Raw genomic sequence first — 19887 nt, 5'->3', positions numbered from 1 at the left:
AGTCTAACATATTCACATTATGTCCATAAAGCAACTGTTGCAAGTGCGACTAAAGTACCGATCGTAGCACCTGCGAGCACATCTGAGGGATAGTGTAATCCCAGGTAAATTCGTGAAAATCCGACAATTAATGCAACAGGGAGTAACAACAGCAACAGGAACGGCTCCATCGTCATAAAAGGGACCGTAACTGAGAATACGGCAGTAGTATGCCCTGAAGGGAACGAATGGTCCGTCAGGGGGTTGCGGAACGTAATCGTATCCGGTAGAGCCAGGTAAGGCCGAATGCGCGGATACAGTTTTTTGGCGATTGCTACGGGAATGTGGCTAACCGCTAGAGCGATACATGCCTGAAGTCCTGTTGTGCTCCAAGGAGCAGGAGCAAGCAGCCAAATTAGTAAGGATACTGCAATAGAAGAAGTTGCTCCGCCCAGATGGGTGAAATAATACAGCCAAAAGTTCATAAATCGATTATGAAGTCGACCATTAATCCACATAAATACATTTCGATCATACTCTTGAAACTTTACGAATAAACGGCTCATATTGGCCTCCTGCCAGTCAGGCCCCATGTTGGCGGCAGTATTTCCGGTAAATTGCTGTGTCCGGTTTCGTCCTGATTAGTATATAACCGTTTTTTCGTGAACTTGAGGTTATTTCAGGTATATGTTTATCATATTTTTAAATGTTGTCCTTTTCAAGAAGAACACATGTGAATAAGGTAAAATTCATGTTAAAGAGTGGATATACACCCAACTTAACTTTTTGACTCGGACGATCTAAAAAAGATACAATGATTCAACATGGCTGAAATGCGGTTAAAAAAATGTGAGTTTAAGACTGAACTTTTTGAGGTCTGTTTACGTTATTTGATATAGAGCCTCTGTCGATATGTATCAGCCTGATGAAAAAAGCAGGGACTTTAGAAATAAAAATCAAGTAAACGGCTGAAAATAAGATATAACAGGCATGAATGCGAGGTTGGAGTATCACGAGGTGCCTATTCAGCGTTTAAAGTTCACATTTCTGCTTCAGGAAGTGGAATTGCGGTTTTGACAAATGGCTGAAAAGAATACAAAATCGATAAAGCAGCCAACTGGCATCAACCATGCTTGAAACATTGTCTGAAATATTTGCGTAGTAAACAAAAGAACAGGGTCATATTCTGTGCATCACAAAAAAAATAAAAAGTGCAGAATCCAGGAAGAGAAACGTTTTAAAGTAATCTGGTTTTGAAAAAAAGGGGGTAACAGAGAACGATGTTGGACGCTATATTCGTCACGATGCAGGTCATTCTGGCACTGCTAGCCGTGTACCAATTCACGTTTTCGCTGTTCGGTCTGATTAAGAAAAAGAAAAAGAAGCATTATCCGGCGACAAAATCTTTCGCTGTACTCGTCGCAGCACACAATGAGGAACAAGTTATTGGTGCTTTGATGGAGAACTTGAAACAACTGGATTACCCAGAAGATCTGTACGATGTGTTTGTCATTTGTGACAACTGTACGGATGGAACGGCTCAAATTGTAAGACAGCATGGATTGAATGCTTGTGTACGTACGAATGCTGATCTCAGAGGTAAAGGGTATGCCATTGAATGGATGCTTAAATACCTGTGGAAATTGCCACGCCAGTATGACGCAGTTGTCATGTTTGACGCGGATAACTTGGTTGACCGTAACTTCTTGCTCGAGATGAATGACGACTTGTGCAATGGTTCGCGTGTAATTCAAGGATACATCGATACGAAAAATCCAGAGGATTCATGGATCACTGCAGCTTATGGCGTATCTTACTGGTACATCAACCGTCTGTGGCAGTTGTCCCGTCATAATTTGAATATGGCGAATTTCCTCGGAGGTACTGGAATGTGCTTCGAGACTAACCTGCTGAAGGAAATTGGTTGGGGCGCTACAAGTCTGGTTGAGGATTTGGAGTTTACGATGCGCAGTGTTCAGCGTAATGTATATCCTGTCTTTAACTATGATGCCAAAGTATTTGATGAGAAGCCGTTAACCTTTAAAGCTTCAGCAAGACAACGTCTTCGCTGGATGCAAGGTCACTTTACAGTTGCGCGTAGATATTTTTTCCCGCTGCTGTGGCAAAGTATCAAGGAAAGAAGCTTGGTGAAATTTGACCTTGCTGTGTATGGAGCAAACGTGTACGTTGTTTTGCTTACGTTCCTGATGACAGCTGTCCTGTGGGTGGATACAGCGATATTCAGTGGTCCACATATCGCAAACATATACGGATATTTCCCGCTTTGGGTAGGATTCGTAGCGATTGGTCTGAATGTCCTGACATTCTTGTTGTCCATGGCGTTGGAAAAGGTTACTTTTGCCAAAGTGTATCTGTACCTGATCTTGTTCCCGATTTACCTTCTTTCATGGTACCCAATTACGTTCTACGCGTTCTTTACGCAGAACAACAAACAATGGAGCCATACCCAACATACACGTGTTGTACGTTTGGATGAGGTACAGAGTAAGCAGGGATAATGACAGGTCGCCTTGGATGAAAGCATGTCTGTAAAAAAAATATTGTAGAGACGTTGACAATAGTTTTACAGGATGTTATAGTATTCAAGTGCGTTAAATGAATAGCTATGGAATCACAAGTAGAAGTCCGACTTCTCACCTGATCAACAAATATGTTGGCTGGTCAACGATCCCAATAATTTATGAAGTGTTTACTCATGAAGAATTGTGTTGATTACAGGGATGTCGGTAGCTTAACCGGCATCCCTTTTATTTTTGTGTAACAGGATATTCAAAATGACCTGGAGGTGGACGGTTATTAGTAAAGATCACATGATTAATGATGAGATTCGGGCGAAGGAAGTACGCCTTGTCGGAGCTGAAGGAGAACAAATTGGGATCACGCCGATTCGGGAAGCACTGCAAATGGCGATTGACCTGAACTTGGACCTGGTCAATGTGGCACCACAGGCTAAACCGCCGGTATGCCGCATCATGGACTATGGCAAATTCCGCTATGAGCAACAAAAGAAAGACAAAGAAGCCCGTAAGAACCAGAAAATTGTTGACATTAAAGAAGTATGGTTCCGTTCCAATATTGAGGAGCATGATTATCAAACGAAGCTTCGTAATGTAGTTAAGTTCTTGAAAGAAGGCGACAAGGTAAAATGTTCCGTTCGTTACCGCGGACGTGAAATTGCGCATGCCGCCATTGGTCAACGGATTTTGGAACGCGTTAAGGTGGAGGTTGCAGAACTTTGCACCATCGAACGTCAACCAAAATTGGAAGGCCGCAGTATGATCATGATTCTGGCTCCTAAAGCCTGATAACATTGGAGGAGGAAACACAAAATGCCTAAAATGAAAACACACAGCAGTTTGAAAGGACGCTTCAAAATTACCGGTTCCGGTAAAGTCCTGCGTTACAAAGCTCACAAAAACCACTTGCTTTCCCACAAATCAAAACGTGCTAAGCGCGTTCTGAACGGCAACCCAGTTATGGCTGCCGGGGACGTAAGACGTTTGAAACAAGGTTTGGCTAACTTGAAAGGCTAATTCTAATTAGTACATTCCGTATGGGGGATCGGCTACGGCCGTACACATACCACGGATACATTTATATTTATTTGGGAGGTTCTTTAATATGGCAAGAGTAAAAGGCGGTTTTGTAGTACGTCGTCGTCATAAAAAGGTTTTGAAACTGGCAAGAGGTTATTTCGGTTCCAAACACCGTATTTTTAAAACAGCTAACGAGCAAGTAATGAAATCCCTGGTATACGCATACCGTGACCGTCGCAACACAAAACGTAACTTCCGCAGACTGTGGATCGTTCGTATCAATGCTGCAGCACGTATGAATGGTTTGTCTTACAACAAACTGATCCATGGATTGAAACTTGCTGGAGTAGACATGAACCGCAAAATGTTGGCTGATCTGGCCGTTAACGACATCAATGCGTTCAACTCTTTGGCTACTGTAGCTAAAGGCAAAATCAACGCTTAAAATTGTTTATGCAAGCCGCCGTACCTATGGCGGCTTTTTTTACGGCTTGAAGATTGATTTACTCCAAAGAGCAGGGTCGTGTGAAACGAATATGCTGCAGCCTGTAAGGGAACAATGAAAGCATATAACGGGTGAATAACAGGCTATGATAATACATAAAATACGAACGGTGAAATAATACAAACGAAAACAGGTGAATTCCACATCTTTCTAGGAAGAGTGATATGTATTTGTTATATAACATCACATCGTTGTAACGTTAGTGTGTTAAATCGTTAAATTATTAAGCGCTTTCAATAAAAAAAGAGCAAAAATAAGTGAGATTTGGTGATGAAACATCTGGATTTTACCACGGGTTGAATGTATAATCACCTCTAGTAGGCTAGTCCTAAAATTTTCTCTTCAAGTCATAATGTTCGGTTTTTCGACAGGTGACACAATCTTTAAGGGGTAAGAATGCGCTTTTAATGTCGAAGAAACCATACATTCTGCATAAAAGCCATATTATCGATCTGTTGATCCGTTCCATTTTGGCCTGGACAGGAATTAGGTATATATCATTAAGGGGGAACAAGAGAAATGAAGAAGATGCTCAGCTTGTCTTTGGTCATGTTGCTGGCAGTATCGGTTATGCTCGCAGGTTGCGGTAGCAAACCGAAAGAGGAAACAAATGCCGGAGGAACTACAGGTGGCGAAAACACTGAAGCTAAATCCGATTTGAAAATCGGTATGGTTACTGACGTAGGTGGAGTTAACGACAAATCGTTTAACCAATCCGCTTGGGAAGCTCTGCAAGCAACTGAAACTGAAACAGGTGTAGCTGTTAAATACCTGCAAAGTAAATCCGATGAAGAGTACATTCCAAACCTGAACGAGTTCGTTAAAGGTGGATATGATCTGACTTGGGGTATCGGTTTCCAATTGGCTGATGCGATCAAGACTGTAGCTGAACAAAATCCTGAATCCAAACTCGCGATCATCGACAGTGTTGTTGATGCTCCTAACGTTAAATCGGTAACATTTGCTGAAGAAGAAGGTTCTTACTTGGTAGGTGTTGTAGCTGGTCTGACAACTAAATCGAACAAAATTGGTTTTGTTGGCGGTATGGAAAGCCCACTGATCAAAAAGTTTGAAGTAGGTTTCAGAGAAGGCGTTAAAGCTGTTAATCCTAATGCTGAATTCATTCCGAACTACACAGGTGCATTTGATAAACCTGACCTTGGTAAAGCAGCAGCAGCTACACTTTACAACAAAGGCGTAGATATCATTTTCCACGCTTCCGGTGCTACTGGTAATGGTGTGTTCAACGAAGCAATCGCTCGTAAGAAACAAGGTCAAGACGTTTGGGTTATCGGTGTAGATAAAGACCAATCCCTGGAGTTTGGTGATGAAGTAACACTGACTTCCATGATCAAAAAAGTTGACGAAGCTGTTAAGCGCGTAAACCAAGAAATCATCGATGGTACATTCAAAGGCGGAGCTGAGAACCTGACTTTGAAAGAAAACGGTGTAGGTGTCGCTGATACTTCTACGAAAAATGTTTCTGCTGATGTACTTGCCAAAGTGGACGAGTACAAAGAAAAAATCATCAACGGCGAAATCAAAGTTCCTACAGAGTAATCTGATTCTGCTGTAAAAATGAATAATCATCGAGGCCGGTCTTGACCGGCCTTATGATTGTCAAAGTAGGAAAATTTGCTCAGATCATCATAACAATTGTACAAGCTATGTATTATGTGATTGGGGATTAGCCCAAGGCAAAAGCAAGAAGACTTCGTATCAACGCTCCGGTAGGAGCTTTTCTTAAGATTATGGAATGCAGAAGTTTCGGTGAAACTGAAGGATTCGATGATCCTAAGAAAAAGTACCGCTAAAATGCGGTCATCTTCCTTGGATAAACGTCGTTAGACGTTTTTCTTACGTTTGCGGAACCACACTATATCAGGTATAAGGGTGATTACATGGGTGCAGCAACCCCCGTCGTTGAGTTGAAACAAATCACGAAGCGTTTCCCAGGCATTGTTGCCAACGACGCCATCAGCCTTCAGCTTCGTAAAGGCGAGATCCATGCTCTACTGGGCGAAAACGGCGCTGGTAAATCAACGTTGATGAATATTGTCTTTGGTCTCTATCAGCCGGATGAAGGTTCCATTGAAGTGAATGGCAAGCCTGTCATCATCGACAGCCCTAACAAAGCAATCGATCTTGGCATCGGCATGGTGCATCAGCACTTTAAGCTTGTACAGCCGTTCACGGTAACAGAGAACATTATTTTGGGATCTGAACCAAGGAAAGGTCTCAACATTAATTATAAAAAAGCTGCTGCTGAAGTGCAGCGTCTGTCTGAACAGTATGGACTCAAAGTGAATCCGCATGCCAAAATTCATGACATTTCCGTCGGAATGCAGCAACGTGTTGAAATTGTAAAAACGTTGTATCGTGGTGCAGACATTCTTATTTTTGACGAGCCTACTGCTGTATTAACACCTCAGGAAATCAAAGAACTGATGGTAATCATGAAAAAATTGGTGGCCGAAGGCAAGTCCATTATTCTGATTACACACAAACTGAAAGAAATCATGGAAATCTCCGATACGGTGACGATTATTCGTCGTGGTAAAGTGATTGATTCAGTTATAACATCAGAAACGAATCCGAATGAGTTGGCAGAAAAAATGGTTGGCCGCAATGTCACTTTTAAAGTGGACAAAAAGCCAGCTACTCCAGGAAACAATGTGCTTGAAGTTAGCAAATTGACCGCCAAGAATAAAGAAGGTATCTCGGTACTGAATGAACTCAACCTGAATGTACGTGCAGGAGAGATTGTAGGAATCGCAGGTGTTGATGGTAATGGACAGAGCGAACTGATTGAGGCTCTTACCGGACTGCGTAAAGTAGATAGCGGCTCGATTCGCCTCGAGGGTAAAGAACTGTCTAATCATTCTCCGCGCCATATTTCGGAGTCAGGTGTAGCTCATATTCCGGAAGACCGGCACAAACATGGACTTGTACTAGATTTTTCGGTGAGTGAAAATATTGTTCTGGAATCATATTATAAAGCTCCTTATACACGTAAAGGATTCCTTAATTTCGATGCGATCAAGAAGCAAGCGAAGCGTCTTGTCGAGGCATTTGATGTGCGTACACCAAGCATTGAAACGAAGGCCCGCTCTTTATCGGGAGGGAACCAACAGAAAGCCATAATCGCACGTGAGGTTGATAAGAACCCTGAACTGCTTATTGCTGCTCAGCCAACTCGTGGTCTGGACGTAGGTGCTATTGAGTTTGTTCAAAAACAATTGATTGCACAACGTGATCAGGGCAAAGCGGTATTGCTGATCTCATTCGAGCTGGATGAAATTATCAACGTATCCGACCGAATTGCTGTCATCTACGAAGGACAGATTGTTGGCGAGGTGCTGCCGGAAGAAACCAATGACAGGGAGCTCGGCTTGATGATGGCGGGCAGCACCCAAAAGAGAGGTACTGTGCATGAATAACGTATTAAAATGGTTTACCCGTGATTCATTTATATTACCTATTGTAGCCATCGTAATGGGTCTGATCCTCGGTGGTATTGTCATGCTGATCGGCGGATACAATCCGATTGAGGCGTACAGTGCATTGTTTACGAAGGTTTTCGGAGACATGTACAACTTTGGTGAAGCAGTCCGGGAAATGACACCGCTGATTATGACAGGACTTGCATTTGCATTTGCGTCACGTGCAGGACTGTTTAATATCGGGGGAGAAGGACAATTTCTCGTTGGTATGACTGCGGCGACTTTTGTAGGTGTGAAGTTTGCAGGTCTGCCAATCTACATTCATGCTCCACTGGCATTGATTGCTGGTGCAGTATTTGGTGGACTGTGGGCAGCTATTGCTGGTTACCTGAAAGCAGCGCGTGGGGTAAACGAAGTTATCAGTAGTATCATGCTGAACTGGATTGGTCTGTATCTGGCCAACCTGATCGTGCGCCAATTCCTGCTGTTAAAAGGTGAAAATCGTTCGGTGGATATCAGTGATACCGCATCGATTAGTCTGACATGGCTTTCTGAGCTGATGGGCAACTCCCGTGTTCACATGGGAACATTGATTGCTCTTGTCATGGCTGTACTCTTTTATATCTACATGTGGAAAACCAAACAAGGGTACGAGATTCGTGCTGTAGGATATAACCCGAATGCGGCAGAGTATGCGGGTATGCATGTCAATCGCAATATCGTTAAAGCTATGTTTATCAGTGGTATGCTTGCAGGTCTTGGCGGTGCATTCCAGGTTCTTGGTGTGTTCCAATACCAGACCGTTATGTCTGGCTCGCCAGGAACAGGTTTTGACGGCATCGCGGTTGCACTGATTGGTTTGAATCATCCGTTTGGTGTGTTGCTGGGTGCATTGTTATTCGGTACGCTCACTTATGGATCTGCGGGAATGAGCTTTGCTGCGGATGTACCGCCCGAGATTATTCGGATTGTTATCGGTTCGATTATCTTCTTCATTGCGGCACAAGGCATCGTGCGCTGGGTACTTAAACCGTTCTATTCCAAGCGCAAGAAAGAGAAGGTGTTGTAGATGGACTTGTTGACAATTGGGCAAATTATCAATACGACGCTTGTCTTTGCCACGGCATTGATTTTTGCATCCCTGGGCGGGATATTCTCGGAAAAATCCGGTGTGACCAACCTTGGACTTGAAGGTTTCATGGTGTTTGGTGCGTTTGCTGCAGGGATTGCTGCGCATTATGCACAAGAAGCTGGCATGGGTGGAACGACGTCTGCCTGGATGGGGATTTTGTTCGCGGTTGTGCTGGGTGTAGTGGTTTCACTGATCCATGCGGTTGCTTCCATTACGTTTAAGGCTGACCAAATTATTAGTGGTATCGTTATTAACTTTCTAGCAGCAGGAAGCACACTCTATCTGGTAAAGTTGCTGTTTGAAGGATCAGGCGATTCACCATTGGTACAAGGATTCAGCAAGTTTGATGTGCCACTGTTAAAAGATATTCCTTTGCTTGGGGAAGCTTTCTTCAAGAATGTGTATCCGACAACATATCTGGCTGTTTTGTTCGTCTTTCTGACGTATTACATTATGTACAAAACCCCATTCGGTCTTCGTCTTCGCTCGGTTGGTGAACATCCAAGTGCTGCGGATACCGTAGGTGTTAAAGTGCGTCGTTATCGTTACGTTGCGGTAATGATCAGTGGTGCGCTGGCTGCTATTGGTGGAGCTGCAATCACGCTGACTACGACAGGCACATTCTCTCATAATACCGTTTCCGGCCAAGGTTACATTGCGATTGCAGCAATGATCTTTGGTAAGTGGAATCCGATTGGTGCCTTTGGGGCGGCTGTGTTCTTTGGTTTCTCGCAAGCTATCCGGAACTATGTACAGTTGTTCGAATGGTCTCAAAGTATTCCCCAGGAAATTATTTATATGCTGCCTTACCTGCTCACCATCATCGTGCTCGTTGCGGCTGTTGGACGCTCTTCTGCTCCGTCCGCACTCGGGGAACCGTATGATCCCGGGAAAAGGTAACGACAGAATAATGATTTCCCACATAATGCTTTACTTGAAAAGGTTCGCCTCGTGCGAACCTTTTTTTGTTTCACAAAGAAAAATATCAGATTACTAGTTTTTAAACTGTTATAGAGAAAGGCACCCATATTTTCATTTAGGGACAAAGAAACAGGCGAAGCCGGCTCTGGACGAATACACTGTTTTGAACGATCCGAGGAGGAGGGGAAAGTATGAAACAACATGTTACGCGTGATGCAGCGATGAAATTAATAGGCAAAAATATTGTCGCGATCAAAAAAGACGGTACTCGGGTAACCGGAAGACTGTTGAAAGTATCGGGTAATAAATTGGTGCTGAAACGTCACGTTGGCAAAAAAGTACACACTAAAGCTATTTTGCCATTGGTATTATTTGATTTACTCGCCATCGCTACGCTTCCTTATGCTTACGGCCCTGGCCCTGGATTCGGTTTTGGTCCAGGTGGTGGTCCGGGATATGGCCCAGGGCCAAAACCAGGACCGGGGTATGGACCGGGATTTGGTGGTGGATATGGCCCAGGCCCAGGATATGGACCCTATGGACCACGGCCACCGGGCTTTTTCTAAACAGATTTATAATGTTTTTTCTAACTCGTAACAGCGGCTTAACATAATGTATCGAATGGTGCTATATCCATTTTTCTGGTAAAATCGAAGACCTTTGGTATTGCCTTCGTCCACCATCACTTTGGATCTTTTGCAACCACGAGATGCCGCAAAATTTTCCGCTTTGAGCAGCAAGGTCTGACCGTATTTCTTTCGCTGTTCTTTTGTGGCAACAGCCATCATATCCACATACAGCAGTTCACCGTGCATGAGAAAATGGATGAATGCGACGGCTTCGTTGTCAGGATTCGATGAGACAACAAAGGTCATGCCCCTGTTCATTCGCAGGGGTATTTCTTTGCGTATTTTATTGATTTCACTTTCACTCATATGAGATAGAGGAACAAGTTGAGAGTCAATCAGCCTCATTATGGCGACATCATCCAGCTTGGATTTACGTTGCCGAATCACCATCGGAAGCCTCCTTTCAGGACCAGTCGTGCTGCTCGTATATCCTATGCCTGAGGCAAGTTGAAAGGTGACTGAATGAAGCGTTGGGATTGGGGTAACGTTAAAGATGGAGAGTGAAGGATTAAGGACGTTCTGAATTTTTATACAAAAGGGGTATTGACTTATCGGTTGGAGGAATCATATAATGTTCCTAACATTTAACGAGAATATTTCATCGGCTATGAAGAGGACGAAGTTTTAAGGGCTCTTTTGCTCAGAGAGTGGCTGGAATTGCTGAAACCACCACCATTACCCCTTATATACGAGCTCACCTCGGAGCTGTTTTCCTGAAAAGCATTGGATGTCACTCCATTGGGTTATTAGGGAAAATCGTATGTCTGCGTTACAGACAACAGGTATGGAGAACGGGTATATCCGTTTGATCTATCGTTTTTTGTACCTGGTAAGGTCCGTTATTGCGAAATTTCGGACAAAGTTGGGTGGTACCACGGAAGCAACAACCTTTCGTCCCTCGCAAGCATAAACTTGTTTGCAGGGATGGAAGGTTTTTTTTGTAACTTTAAATGTCAGAATGATGTAAATTCCGAGAGGAGGATGACTGATGGGAGCTCAAATTCCAGAAGTACGATCGACAGATGAATTACGTGAAAAATGGATGAAGCCGGAGGTCATTAGCGGTTCCGAAATTCTGCTGAGAAGCTTGTTGCTGGAAGGTGTAGAGTGTGTTTTTGGTTACCCGGGCGGCGCAGTGTTGTACATTTACGATGCGATGTATGGTTTCGAGGATTTCAAGCACGTGTTAACTCGTCACGAACAAGGCGCCATTCATGCAGCTGACGGATATGCACGGGCGAGCGGAAAAGTGGGTGTCTGTATCGCTACCTCCGGACCTGGAGCAACGAATCTAGTTACGGGTATTGCAACAGCGTATATGGATTCCGTACCACTCGTAGTCATTACGGGGAATGTAATTTCCAGCCTTATCGGCTCAGATGCTTTCCAGGAAGCGGACATTACCGGAATCACAATGCCAATCACCAAACACAGTTACCTGGTAAAAGATGTAGAAGATCTGCCACGTGTCATTCATGAGGCGTTCCATATTGCGAATACTGGTCGTAAAGGTCCCGTATTGATCGACATTCCGAAGGATGTATCGGCAAACAAAACGTTGTTTGAACCCGTGACTGAACCTGTTATATTGAGAGGGTACAACCCACGGACAGTACCGAACAAACTTCAGGTTGATCGTCTGGCTCAGGCGATTCAGGAAGCAGAACGTCCGATGATTCTGGCAGGCGGCGGTGTAGTTTACTCCGGTGGACACGAAGCGCTGTTCGAATTTGTGGAGAAGACAGGCATTCCAATCACGACAACACTTCTCGGACTTGGAGCATTCCCAAGTGGGCACGAATTGTGGACCGGTATGCCGGGTATGCACGGAACATACACTTCCAATCAGGCGATACAAAAATCGGATTTGCTGATTAACATCGGAGCACGCTTTGATGACAGGGTAACAGGCAAGCTGGACGGATTCGCTCCACATGCCAAAATTGTACACATTGATATTGATCCGGCTGAAATTGGCAAAAACATCGCAACCGATATTCCAATCGTTGGTGATGTGAAAACGGTTCTCGAAATAGCGAACAAAGAGGTTCAACGTGCTGAACGTGCGGATGCTTGGAGAGATCAGATCAAACAATGGAAACAAGAGAAACCTTACAGCTATACAGATTCAGATGAAGTATTAAAACCGCAGTGGGTTGTAGAAATGCTGAATGATACAACCAAAGGCGAAGCAATCGTGACTACGGACGTTGGACAGCATCAAATGTGGGCTGCTCAGTATTACAAATTCAACCAACCACGTTCATGGGTAACCTCTGGTGGACTGGGAACGATGGGTTTTGGATTCCCTTCTGCAATCGGTGCTCAAATGGCCAACCCGGACAGACTCGTTATTTCCATCAACGGTGACGGTGGAATGCAGATGTGTTCTCAAGAACTCGCAATTTGTGCCATTAACAATATCCCGGTGAAAATTGTTATTATCAACAATCAGGTCCTTGGAATGGTACGTCAGTGGCAAGAGATCATCTATGAGAACCGTTACAGTCATATCGATCTGGCAGGCAGCCCTGATTTTGTAAAACTTGCTGAAGCTTATGGCGTAAAAGGATTGCGTGCAACCAACAAGGAAGAAGCCGAGCGTGCTTGGCAAGAAGCCCTGGATACACCAGGACCGGTCGTTGTTGAATTCGTAGTACGCAAGGAAGAAAATGTATATCCAATGGTTCCGCAAGGAGCGACAATCGATCAAATGCTGATGGGGGATGCTGAGGAATGATAAGACATACGATTTCGATATTGGTCAACGATCAGCCTGGCGTCCTGCAGCGGGTATCGGGGTTGTTCGGTCGACGGGGATTCAACATTGAGAGTATCACGGTAGGTCAATCCGAGGAACCGGGTTTGTCCCGGATGGTCATTGTGACGATTGGTGATGACAAAACGCTGGAACAGATTGAAAAGCAACTGTACAAAATCATCGATGTCATCAAAGTGGTTGATTTCAGTCTGAAGCCGATGGTTGCCCGTGAACTTGCATTGATCAAGGTAAAGGCAGAGCCATCAGAACGTCCAGAAATTCTGGGTGTGGTGGAGACTTTCCGCGCATCTGTTGTGGATGTTGGTCCAGGCAGCCTGATTGTACAGGTGGTCGGGGATACAGATAAAATCGATGCGATGATTGAATTGCTTAAGCCATACGGCATTCGCGAACTGTCACGTACAGGCGTAACTGCATTGGTACGAGGCAACGTTTAAACAGTCATATTGAAAAAACATGGTCTGATGCTTATCCAACGGAACGACAAAGGTGTGTTAGCAGCATTAAGCTGAGAAATACCGTTCATCTTAGATGAGGTGCCAGTCCCGTACAAGTTGCAATTTAACATTTTAGTGATGTAACGCTTGACAATATAGCCACACACCCGCATTAACGGGCGGGTGTCTGAACGGATCGGATCAGACCAGAGACGCTAAAGCAGGAAAAGCGTGCCGGTCCCTTGAGACACCCGCTCATTAATGAAGGGTTCTTTACAATACAAAGGAGGACTTATAAACATGCCAGTAACTACTTATTATGAACAGGATGCAGAGCTTAGCGTATTGAAAGGAAAAACGATTGCGGTCATCGGTTACGGTAGCCAGGGCCATGCCCAAGCTCAAAACCTGCGTGACAGTGGATTGAACGTAGTCATCGGACTTCGTGAAGGTAAATCTTTTGACACTGCAAAAAATGACGGATTTGAAGTTCTGTCCCCGGCTGAAGCTACTAGCCGCGCAGACGTAGTTCAAATTTTGCTGCCTGACGAAACACAAGCTTCTGTATACAAAAACGAAATCGAACCAAACCTGAAAAAGGGCGCTGCATTGCTCTTCTCCCACGGTTTCAACGTTCATTTCGGTCAAATCGTTGCTCCAAAAGACAGCGATGTATTGCTGGTAGCTCCTAAGTCCCCTGGCCACATGGTACGTCGTACCTACGTGGAAGGATTCGGTGTACCGGGCCTGATCGCAATTGAGCAAGATGCAACAGGTAAAGCAAAAGATATCGGTTTGGCTTATGCTAAAGGTATCGGTTGCACGCGTGCAGGGGTTATCGAAACTTCCTTCCGTGAAGAAACAGAAACAGACCTGTTCGGTGAGCAAGCTGTTCTGTGTGGCGGTGTAAGCGCCCTGGTAAAAGCTGGATTCGAAACATTGACAGAAGCGGGTTACGCTCCTGAAATGGCATATTTCGAGTGTCTGCACGAATTGAAATTGATCGTTGACCTGATGTATGAAGGTGGACTTGCAAGCATGCGTGATTCCATCAGTAACACAGCTGAGTACGGTGACTATGTAACTGGACCTCGCGTGGTAACTGAAGATACGAAGAAAGCAATGAAAGAAGTCCTGACAGATATCCAACAAGGTAAATTTGCACGTGACTTCATCCTGGAAAACCAATCCGGCCGTGCATTCCTGACAGCAACTCGTCGCAACGAAGCTGAACACCCAATCGAAGTGGTTGGCGGACAATTGCGTGAGATGATGCACTGGATCAAGAAGTAAGCATTCATTTTAAGTATTCTAGTAAACTTACAGCTTTAACCGGGAATAGCGGCCGTGCATATGCGTGTGCCGCTATTACTGGTTTAGAGGAACATAAAATACAAGTCTAGGAGGTGCGAGGCGTGCGTAAAATCTATGTATTTGACACAACGCTGCGTGATGGAGAACAATCCCCGGGGGTCAATCTGAATACTCGTGAAAAGGTGGAAATTGCGCACCAGCTCGAGCGGCTTGGTATTGACCGGATGGAAGCCGGTTTCCCCGCGGCCTCTCCAGGCGATTTGGCGGCAGTTAATGCAGTAGCCAAAGCGGTCAAAAACGTTACCGTCATTGGCTTGTCCCGCTCCAGAGAGCAGGATATTGATGCGGTAAAAGAAGCGTTGAAGGGTGCTCAAGACCCGTGTATCCATATCTTTTTGGCAACTTCCCCCATTCATCGTCAGCACAAATTGCGTATGGACAGAGCCCAGGTCCTCGATACAGCTCGTTCCGCAATTCGTTATGCGAAGAAAACTTTTTCGAAGCTTGAATTCTCGTTGGAGGACGCAGGTCGTACCGAGTATGATTTCCTCGTTGAGATGGTAAATATGGCTGTGGAAGAAGGCGCAGCTGTTGTAAACATCCCGGATACGGTGGGCTATCTGAGCCCATATGAATACGGTAATATTTTTAAACATCTCAAGGAGAACGTACACAACATTGATAAAGTGCAGCTGAGTGCACACTGTCATAATGATCTGGGGATGGCAACTGCCAACACGCTTGCAGCCATTCTGAATGGAGCCGATCAAATTGAGGGTACCATTAACGGCATTGGTGAACGTGCAGGTAATACCGCGATTGAAGAGATTGCTATGGCACTGGAGACACGTCAGGAATTTTTCCAGGCGAAAACTTCGTTGCAACTTTCTGAAATTGCTCGGACCAGTCGTCTGGTGAGTCGTTTGACGGGGATGGTTGTACCTGGAAATAAAGCGATTGTTGGTGCGAATGCGTTTGCACACGAATCCGGAATTCACCAAGATGGCATGCTGAAGGAGAAAACAACGTACGAAATTATGACGCCAGAGACCATCGGTCTGAAGGAAAGTAAGCTCGTACTGGGTAAACACTCGGGACGTCATGCCTTCCGTGAGCGCTTGATTGAGCTCGGTTATGAACTGGAAGATGAAGCCTTGAACCGTGCTTTTGCCCAATTCAAAGATCTGGCTGATAAGAAAAAAGAAGTGACAGATGAGGATTTGCTGGCGGTCATTGAAGAGAAATTGCAGGATGCACCTGAGGTGTTTAAACTGGAATCCATCTTTGTAACGTATGGTGATGAATCCACTCCAACGGCTAAAGTTCGTATTGCTACACTTGATGGTGATACGGTGGAACAACAAGCAGAAGGAAATGGATCGGTAGATGCTATCTATAATGCGATTGACCAAGTGAGCGGAGAAGAAGTAACGTTATCCGACTACTCGATCAAATCGGTTACACATGGTAAGGATGCATTGGGTGAGGTACACGTCGTACTTACTCAAAACCAAATATCTGTACAAGGACGTGGTGTAAGCACCGATATTCTGGGTGCCAGTGCACGTGCTTATGTCGATGGATTGAACAAGTTGATTGAAAAACGCAAGACTTATACGAATCGCGTTAATGTGAACCTGTAACACATCATTTGCAGCAAGCAAAGCTCTTCATTGGACTGGAATTCGTCTGGCTGGAGAAGCTGAGATGGAGTTCCCAGCCCTAAGTATTGTAGTTCAGTGAGGTACATAAAAAGTCTGACCCTCAACATTTGAAGGTCAGACTTTTTTGTTGTTACGTATAGGATAATTGCATTATTATTTAGAGCATTTTTATCGAAATGACGTACTCAGTTAAGCCGATATGCTCTTACCAAGCATAAGCGTTCGGAGCATGTCCTCCCGGACCTGGGAAGATTTCATCCAAACGTTTGAGGACAGCTTCATCCAAAGTAACATCCAAACATTTGAGCGCAGTTTCAAACTGCTCTAGTGTACGCGGCCCAATAATGGGTGCGGTAACTGCCGGATTGGCGGCAACCCAAGCCAAAGCTATGGTATCCTGCGGTTCGCCGAGTTCGCGGCAAAGTGCTGCGAATTGTTCCAACTGAGTTTGATGGGACTCAATCCGTTCAGCAATGCCACCACTGCGTGTACCTTCCAGCTTCTGGAGAGCATTGCGTCCAAGTAACCCACCGTCAAGCGGACTCCATGGAATAACGCCAAGGCCCAGTTCTTTCGCTGCGGGCAGCACTTCGAGCTCAGGCAAACGGCAGTTAAGACTGTATTTATGCTGCTCGGATACAAGACCGAGGAAGTGGCGATTTTTGGCTTCACTTTGGGCAACGGCAATCTGCCAGCCAGCAAAGTTACTTGAACCTACGTAACCAATTTTGCCTTGATGAACAGCGTTCTCAAACGCGCCCCAAAGCTCGTCCCATGAGATGGCGGGATCAACGTGGTGCATCTGGTACAGTTCAACATGATCAGTTTGCAGGCGGCGGAGGGAACCCTCCAGATGTCGTCTGATTTTGTATGCGGAGAGACCTGCATCATTGTTTGGACCGTCCGTATCATCATGCATGGAGCCATAAACTTTGGTTGCAAGAACGACTTTTTCTCGTCTGCCGCCGCCTTGTTTAAACCATCGTCCAATGATCTCCTCGGTGAGACCTGAATTTTCGCCCCAGCCGTAAATGTTAGCGGTATCAAAAAAGTTCACACCGGCATCGAGTGCCGCATCCATGATGCGGAATGCCTCTTTTTCGTCTGTCGCAGGACCAAAGTTCATCGTGCCGAGACAGATCCGGCTGACTTTAAGACCTGATTTTCCCAAGTACGTGTATTGCATGATTGCAATCCCTCCTGAGTTACCTGAATTTGTCTTCAGGCTTTATTTTAACTCAGTCAGAGGTACAGAACAACCAATCTTAAACCGCTTATAGGTAAAAACTATTAAAGTCATAGATTGTATATCTTGGTCAAATGACCTCCAAATATGATACAAAAGAGAGAGTTAAAAATGACACGTTAATCATTGAAGTGAATAACCGAATGAATGGATATAAGGAGTGGACAACCCATGGCAGACGTGAAAAAAATTGCAGTTATCGCAGGTGACGGAATTGGTCCTGAAGTTGTAGCGGAGGCAGAGAAAGTTCTCAAACGTACGGAGGAAGTGTTCGGATACCGTTTTGAGACAGAGCATGCGTTGTTTGGTGGAATCGCTATTGATGAAAAAGGTACACCACTTCCAGAAGAAACACTGACAGTATGTAAGAGTGCAGATGCTGTGCTTCTCGGAGCCGTTGGTGGTCCAAAATGGGACAACAACAGTAAGGAATTGCGTCCGGAAACAGGCTTGCTTGGCATTCGCAAAGCGCTCGGATTGTTCTCAAATCTGCGTCCGGCAGTGGTATTTGATTGCTTGAAGGATGCTTCCACATTGAAACCTGAAGTGCTGGAAGGTACGGATCTGATGGTCGTGCGTGAGTTGACTGGTGGAATCTACTTTGGTGAGAAGTTCAGACGTGAAGGTGCACAAGGCGAAGAAGCAGTAGATACTTGCGTATATAATGTAACCGAAGTGGAGCGCATTGTTCGTCAGGCATTTGTAATTGCCCAAGGACGTAGCAAAAGATTGGCTTCAGTAGATAAAGCCAACGTGCTGGAAACTTCCCGTCTTTGGAGAGAAGTTGTTAACCGTGTAGCACCGGAATATCCGGATGTTGAAGTGGAACATGTACTTGTAGACAACTGTGCAATGCAGTTGCTGCGTCGTCCATCCAGCTTTGATGTTATCGTGACTGAAAATATGTTCGGAGATATCCTTAGTGATGAAGCAGCGATGCTGACAGGTTCAATCGGCATGCTCGCATCTGCATCACTGGGTGAAGGCAGTTTTGGTCTGTATGAGCCAGTGCACGGTTCAGCGCCGGATATCGCAGGTCAAGGACTGGCGAATCCGATCGCAACGATCCTTTCGTTGGCATTGATGTTCCGTACAACCTTTGGTTATGCAGAAGGTGCTGACGCAATTGAAGCAGCTGTGTCTGATGTGCTGAATGCGGGCCATCGTACAAGCGATATCGCTGTAGACAAGAGCAAAGCGATCAGTACGACGGAAATGGGCGATCTGATCGTCGCGGCAATTCAGAAACAGGCTTAATAATAGTAAGAACAGTACAGCCCTTTGCTCCGATCCGGAATTGCAGAGGGCTGTTCCTTTATGATTTTTTGCCACGAAAAATCCTTATTTATAATTATTATAATAAAACAACGATTATAATCTTGACTTTGAGAAGTCCGGATGATAACATTTTACTTGTACTTGTTATCAAGTAACAAACCCATTTTAATTACAGGAAAAGCGTTCTCGTTTTTCTTGATGATGAGCATTCAAACTTGAGTGCTTACATAATCCCAAAGGAGGAATTGTTAGTTATGGCAGAACGTTTGGTTGGTAGACCCGCACCGGATTTTGCAATGGAAACAGTATCGGGAGATGGACAAGACTTTGGTTCCGTAAAACTGTCCGATTATCGTGGCAAATGGCTCGTATTTTTCTTTTATCCTTTGGATTTCACTTTTGTGTGCCCAACTGAAATTACAGCTTTGAGTGATGCTGCTGAGCAATTCAAAGCTTTGGATACTGAAGTTCTTGGCGTGAGCGTTGACTCCGTACACAGCCACAAAGCTTGGATCAACACACCTAAAGACAGCAATGGTCTTGGTCAATTGAACTTCCCACTTGCTTCCGACATCACGAAACAAGTTGCTAAAGATTATGGCATTCTGATCGAAGAAGAAGGCGTTGCACTGCGCGGCTTGTTCATCATCGATCCAGAAGGCGAATTGAAATACCAAGTCGTTAACCACAATGATGTAGGCCGTAGTGTTGAAGAAACACTTCGTGTACTGCAAGCTTTGCAATCCGGTGGATTGTGTGCAATGAACTGGAAACCAGGCGACAACAACCTGTAAGCCTGATTGAACTTGAACGTTTATTGTTCAAGCCCTCATCCCTCATGGGATTGAGGGCTTTTTGCACCCTTTTGCGAGAATATAAGGCCTAAAGGGAGAAAAGTGTTTAAACAGGGACGTAAACGTGGTAATGATGTAATATAAGAAAGCCTTCATTTTATCTCTGGAAAGAGGAATCGAAGGGCCTTAAGGCGAATAGGGTATGG

19 protein-coding genes are annotated in these 19887 nt (G+C 44.8%); 16 read left to right on the top strand and 3 right to left on the bottom strand.

The window, feature by feature from the left end; translation table 11 throughout:
• Positions 1-17: 17 nt before the first annotated feature.
• Positions 18-545, bottom strand: coding sequence for a phosphatase PAP2 family protein (locus ACR1R9_RS18465; RefSeq protein ID WP_063564190.1), 528 nt, complete (start codon positions 543-545; stop codon positions 18-20).
• Positions 546-1259: 714 nt separating this feature from the next.
• Between ACR1R9_RS18465 and ACR1R9_RS18460 the strand changes: the two genes are divergently transcribed.
• The 9 genes from ACR1R9_RS18460 (at position 1260) to ACR1R9_RS18420 (ending at position 10103) form a co-directional block, all read left to right on the top strand.
• The gene (locus ACR1R9_RS18460) at positions 1260-2498 is read left to right on the top strand and encodes a glycosyltransferase family 2 protein (RefSeq protein ID WP_099854876.1); all 1239 of its coding nucleotides are present in this window, start codon (positions 1260-1262) and stop codon (positions 2496-2498) included.
• A gap of 312 nt (positions 2499-2810) precedes the next feature.
• Complete coding sequence (gene infC, locus ACR1R9_RS18455) at positions 2811-3305, top strand: translation initiation factor IF-3 (protein WP_024628309.1); 495 nt, start codon at positions 2811-2813, stop codon at positions 3303-3305.
• A gap of 24 nt (positions 3306-3329) precedes the next feature.
• Positions 3330-3533, top strand: a complete 204-nt coding sequence (rpmI, locus tag ACR1R9_RS18450) for a 50S ribosomal protein L35 (RefSeq protein WP_017689665.1) — start codon at positions 3330-3332, stop codon at positions 3531-3533.
• An 88-nt stretch (positions 3534-3621) separates the two neighbouring features.
• Positions 3622-3981, top strand: coding sequence for a 50S ribosomal protein L20 (rplT, locus tag ACR1R9_RS18445; protein WP_017689664.1), 360 nt, complete (start codon positions 3622-3624; stop codon positions 3979-3981).
• 579 nt (positions 3982-4560) lie between these two features.
• Positions 4561-5601: a BMP family lipoprotein gene (locus ACR1R9_RS18440; protein WP_076289936.1), complete on the top strand. Its 1041-nt coding sequence runs from the start codon at positions 4561-4563 to the stop codon at positions 5599-5601.
• A 341-nt stretch (positions 5602-5942) separates the two neighbouring features.
• Positions 5943-7481, top strand: coding sequence for an ABC transporter ATP-binding protein (locus ACR1R9_RS18435; RefSeq protein ID WP_064639494.1), 1539 nt, complete (start codon positions 5943-5945; stop codon positions 7479-7481).
• Positions 7474-8553, top strand: a complete 1080-nt coding sequence (locus ACR1R9_RS18430; protein ID WP_310852449.1) for an ABC transporter permease — start codon at positions 7474-7476, stop codon at positions 8551-8553. The genes ACR1R9_RS18435 and ACR1R9_RS18430 overlap by 8 nt, the downstream gene beginning before the upstream one ends.
• Positions 8554-9516, top strand: a complete 963-nt coding sequence (locus ACR1R9_RS18425; RefSeq protein WP_076289934.1) for an ABC transporter permease — start codon at positions 8554-8556, stop codon at positions 9514-9516.
• 212 nt (positions 9517-9728) lie between these two features.
• The gene (locus ACR1R9_RS18420; RefSeq protein ID WP_175383937.1) at positions 9729-10103 is read left to right on the top strand and encodes a hypothetical protein; all 375 of its coding nucleotides are present in this window, start codon (positions 9729-9731) and stop codon (positions 10101-10103) included.
• Between the two features lie 6 nt (positions 10104-10109).
• Here ACR1R9_RS18420 and ACR1R9_RS18415 read toward each other — a convergent pair whose 3' ends face one another.
• Entirely contained in the window at positions 10110-10553 is a 444-nt protein-coding gene (locus ACR1R9_RS18415) for a GNAT family N-acetyltransferase (protein ID WP_076290142.1), read from the bottom strand.
• Positions 10554-10926: 373 nt separating this feature from the next.
• Here ACR1R9_RS18415 and ACR1R9_RS18410 point away from each other — a divergent pair, with 373 nt between their 5' ends.
• The 5 genes from ACR1R9_RS18410 (at position 10927) to ACR1R9_RS18390 (ending at position 16342) form a co-directional block, all read left to right on the top strand.
• Positions 10927-11076: a hypothetical protein gene (locus ACR1R9_RS18410; RefSeq protein ID WP_163759509.1), complete on the top strand. Its 150-nt coding sequence runs from the start codon at positions 10927-10929 to the stop codon at positions 11074-11076.
• A gap of 78 nt (positions 11077-11154) precedes the next feature.
• Positions 11155-12906: a biosynthetic-type acetolactate synthase large subunit gene (ilvB, locus tag ACR1R9_RS18405; protein ID WP_076289932.1), complete on the top strand. Its 1752-nt coding sequence runs from the start codon at positions 11155-11157 to the stop codon at positions 12904-12906.
• Positions 12903-13385, top strand: coding sequence for an acetolactate synthase small subunit (ilvN, locus tag ACR1R9_RS18400; protein WP_076289931.1), 483 nt, complete (start codon positions 12903-12905; stop codon positions 13383-13385). Before ilvB ends, ilvN begins: the two co-directional genes overlap by 4 nt.
• 300 nt (positions 13386-13685) lie before the next feature.
• Positions 13686-14678 carry a ketol-acid reductoisomerase gene (gene ilvC, locus ACR1R9_RS18395; RefSeq protein WP_024628318.1) on the top strand — a complete coding sequence of 331 codons (993 nt, stop codon included), beginning with the start codon at positions 13686-13688 and terminating at the stop codon, positions 14676-14678.
• Positions 14679-14800: 122 nt separating this feature from the next.
• The gene (locus tag ACR1R9_RS18390) at positions 14801-16342 is read left to right on the top strand and encodes a 2-isopropylmalate synthase (protein WP_064639488.1); all 1542 of its coding nucleotides are present in this window, start codon (positions 14801-14803) and stop codon (positions 16340-16342) included.
• 226 nt (positions 16343-16568) lie between these two features.
• On the opposite strand, the gene ACR1R9_RS18385 is transcribed toward ACR1R9_RS18390, so the two are convergent.
• Positions 16569-17549 carry an aldo/keto reductase gene (locus tag ACR1R9_RS18385; protein ID WP_076289930.1) on the bottom strand — a complete coding sequence of 327 codons (981 nt, stop codon included), beginning with the start codon at positions 17547-17549 and terminating at the stop codon, positions 16569-16571.
• Positions 17550-17780: 231 nt separating this feature from the next.
• Between ACR1R9_RS18385 and leuB the strand changes: the two genes are divergently transcribed.
• Entirely contained in the window at positions 17781-18866 is a 1086-nt protein-coding gene (gene leuB, locus ACR1R9_RS18380; RefSeq protein WP_024628321.1) for a 3-isopropylmalate dehydrogenase, read from the top strand.
• A gap of 275 nt (positions 18867-19141) precedes the next feature.
• Positions 19142-19681: a peroxiredoxin gene (locus tag ACR1R9_RS18375; protein ID WP_024628322.1), complete on the top strand. Its 540-nt coding sequence runs from the start codon at positions 19142-19144 to the stop codon at positions 19679-19681.
• The last annotated feature ends 206 nt before the right edge of the window (positions 19682-19887 follow it).

This window comes from Paenibacillus taichungensis, from assembly GCF_050994985.1.
Lineage (GTDB): Bacteria > Bacillota > Bacilli > Paenibacillales > Paenibacillaceae > Paenibacillus > Paenibacillus taichungensis.
Note: the sequence above shows the minus strand (reverse complement) of the source record. Positions and strands in the feature narration are given on the sequence as shown.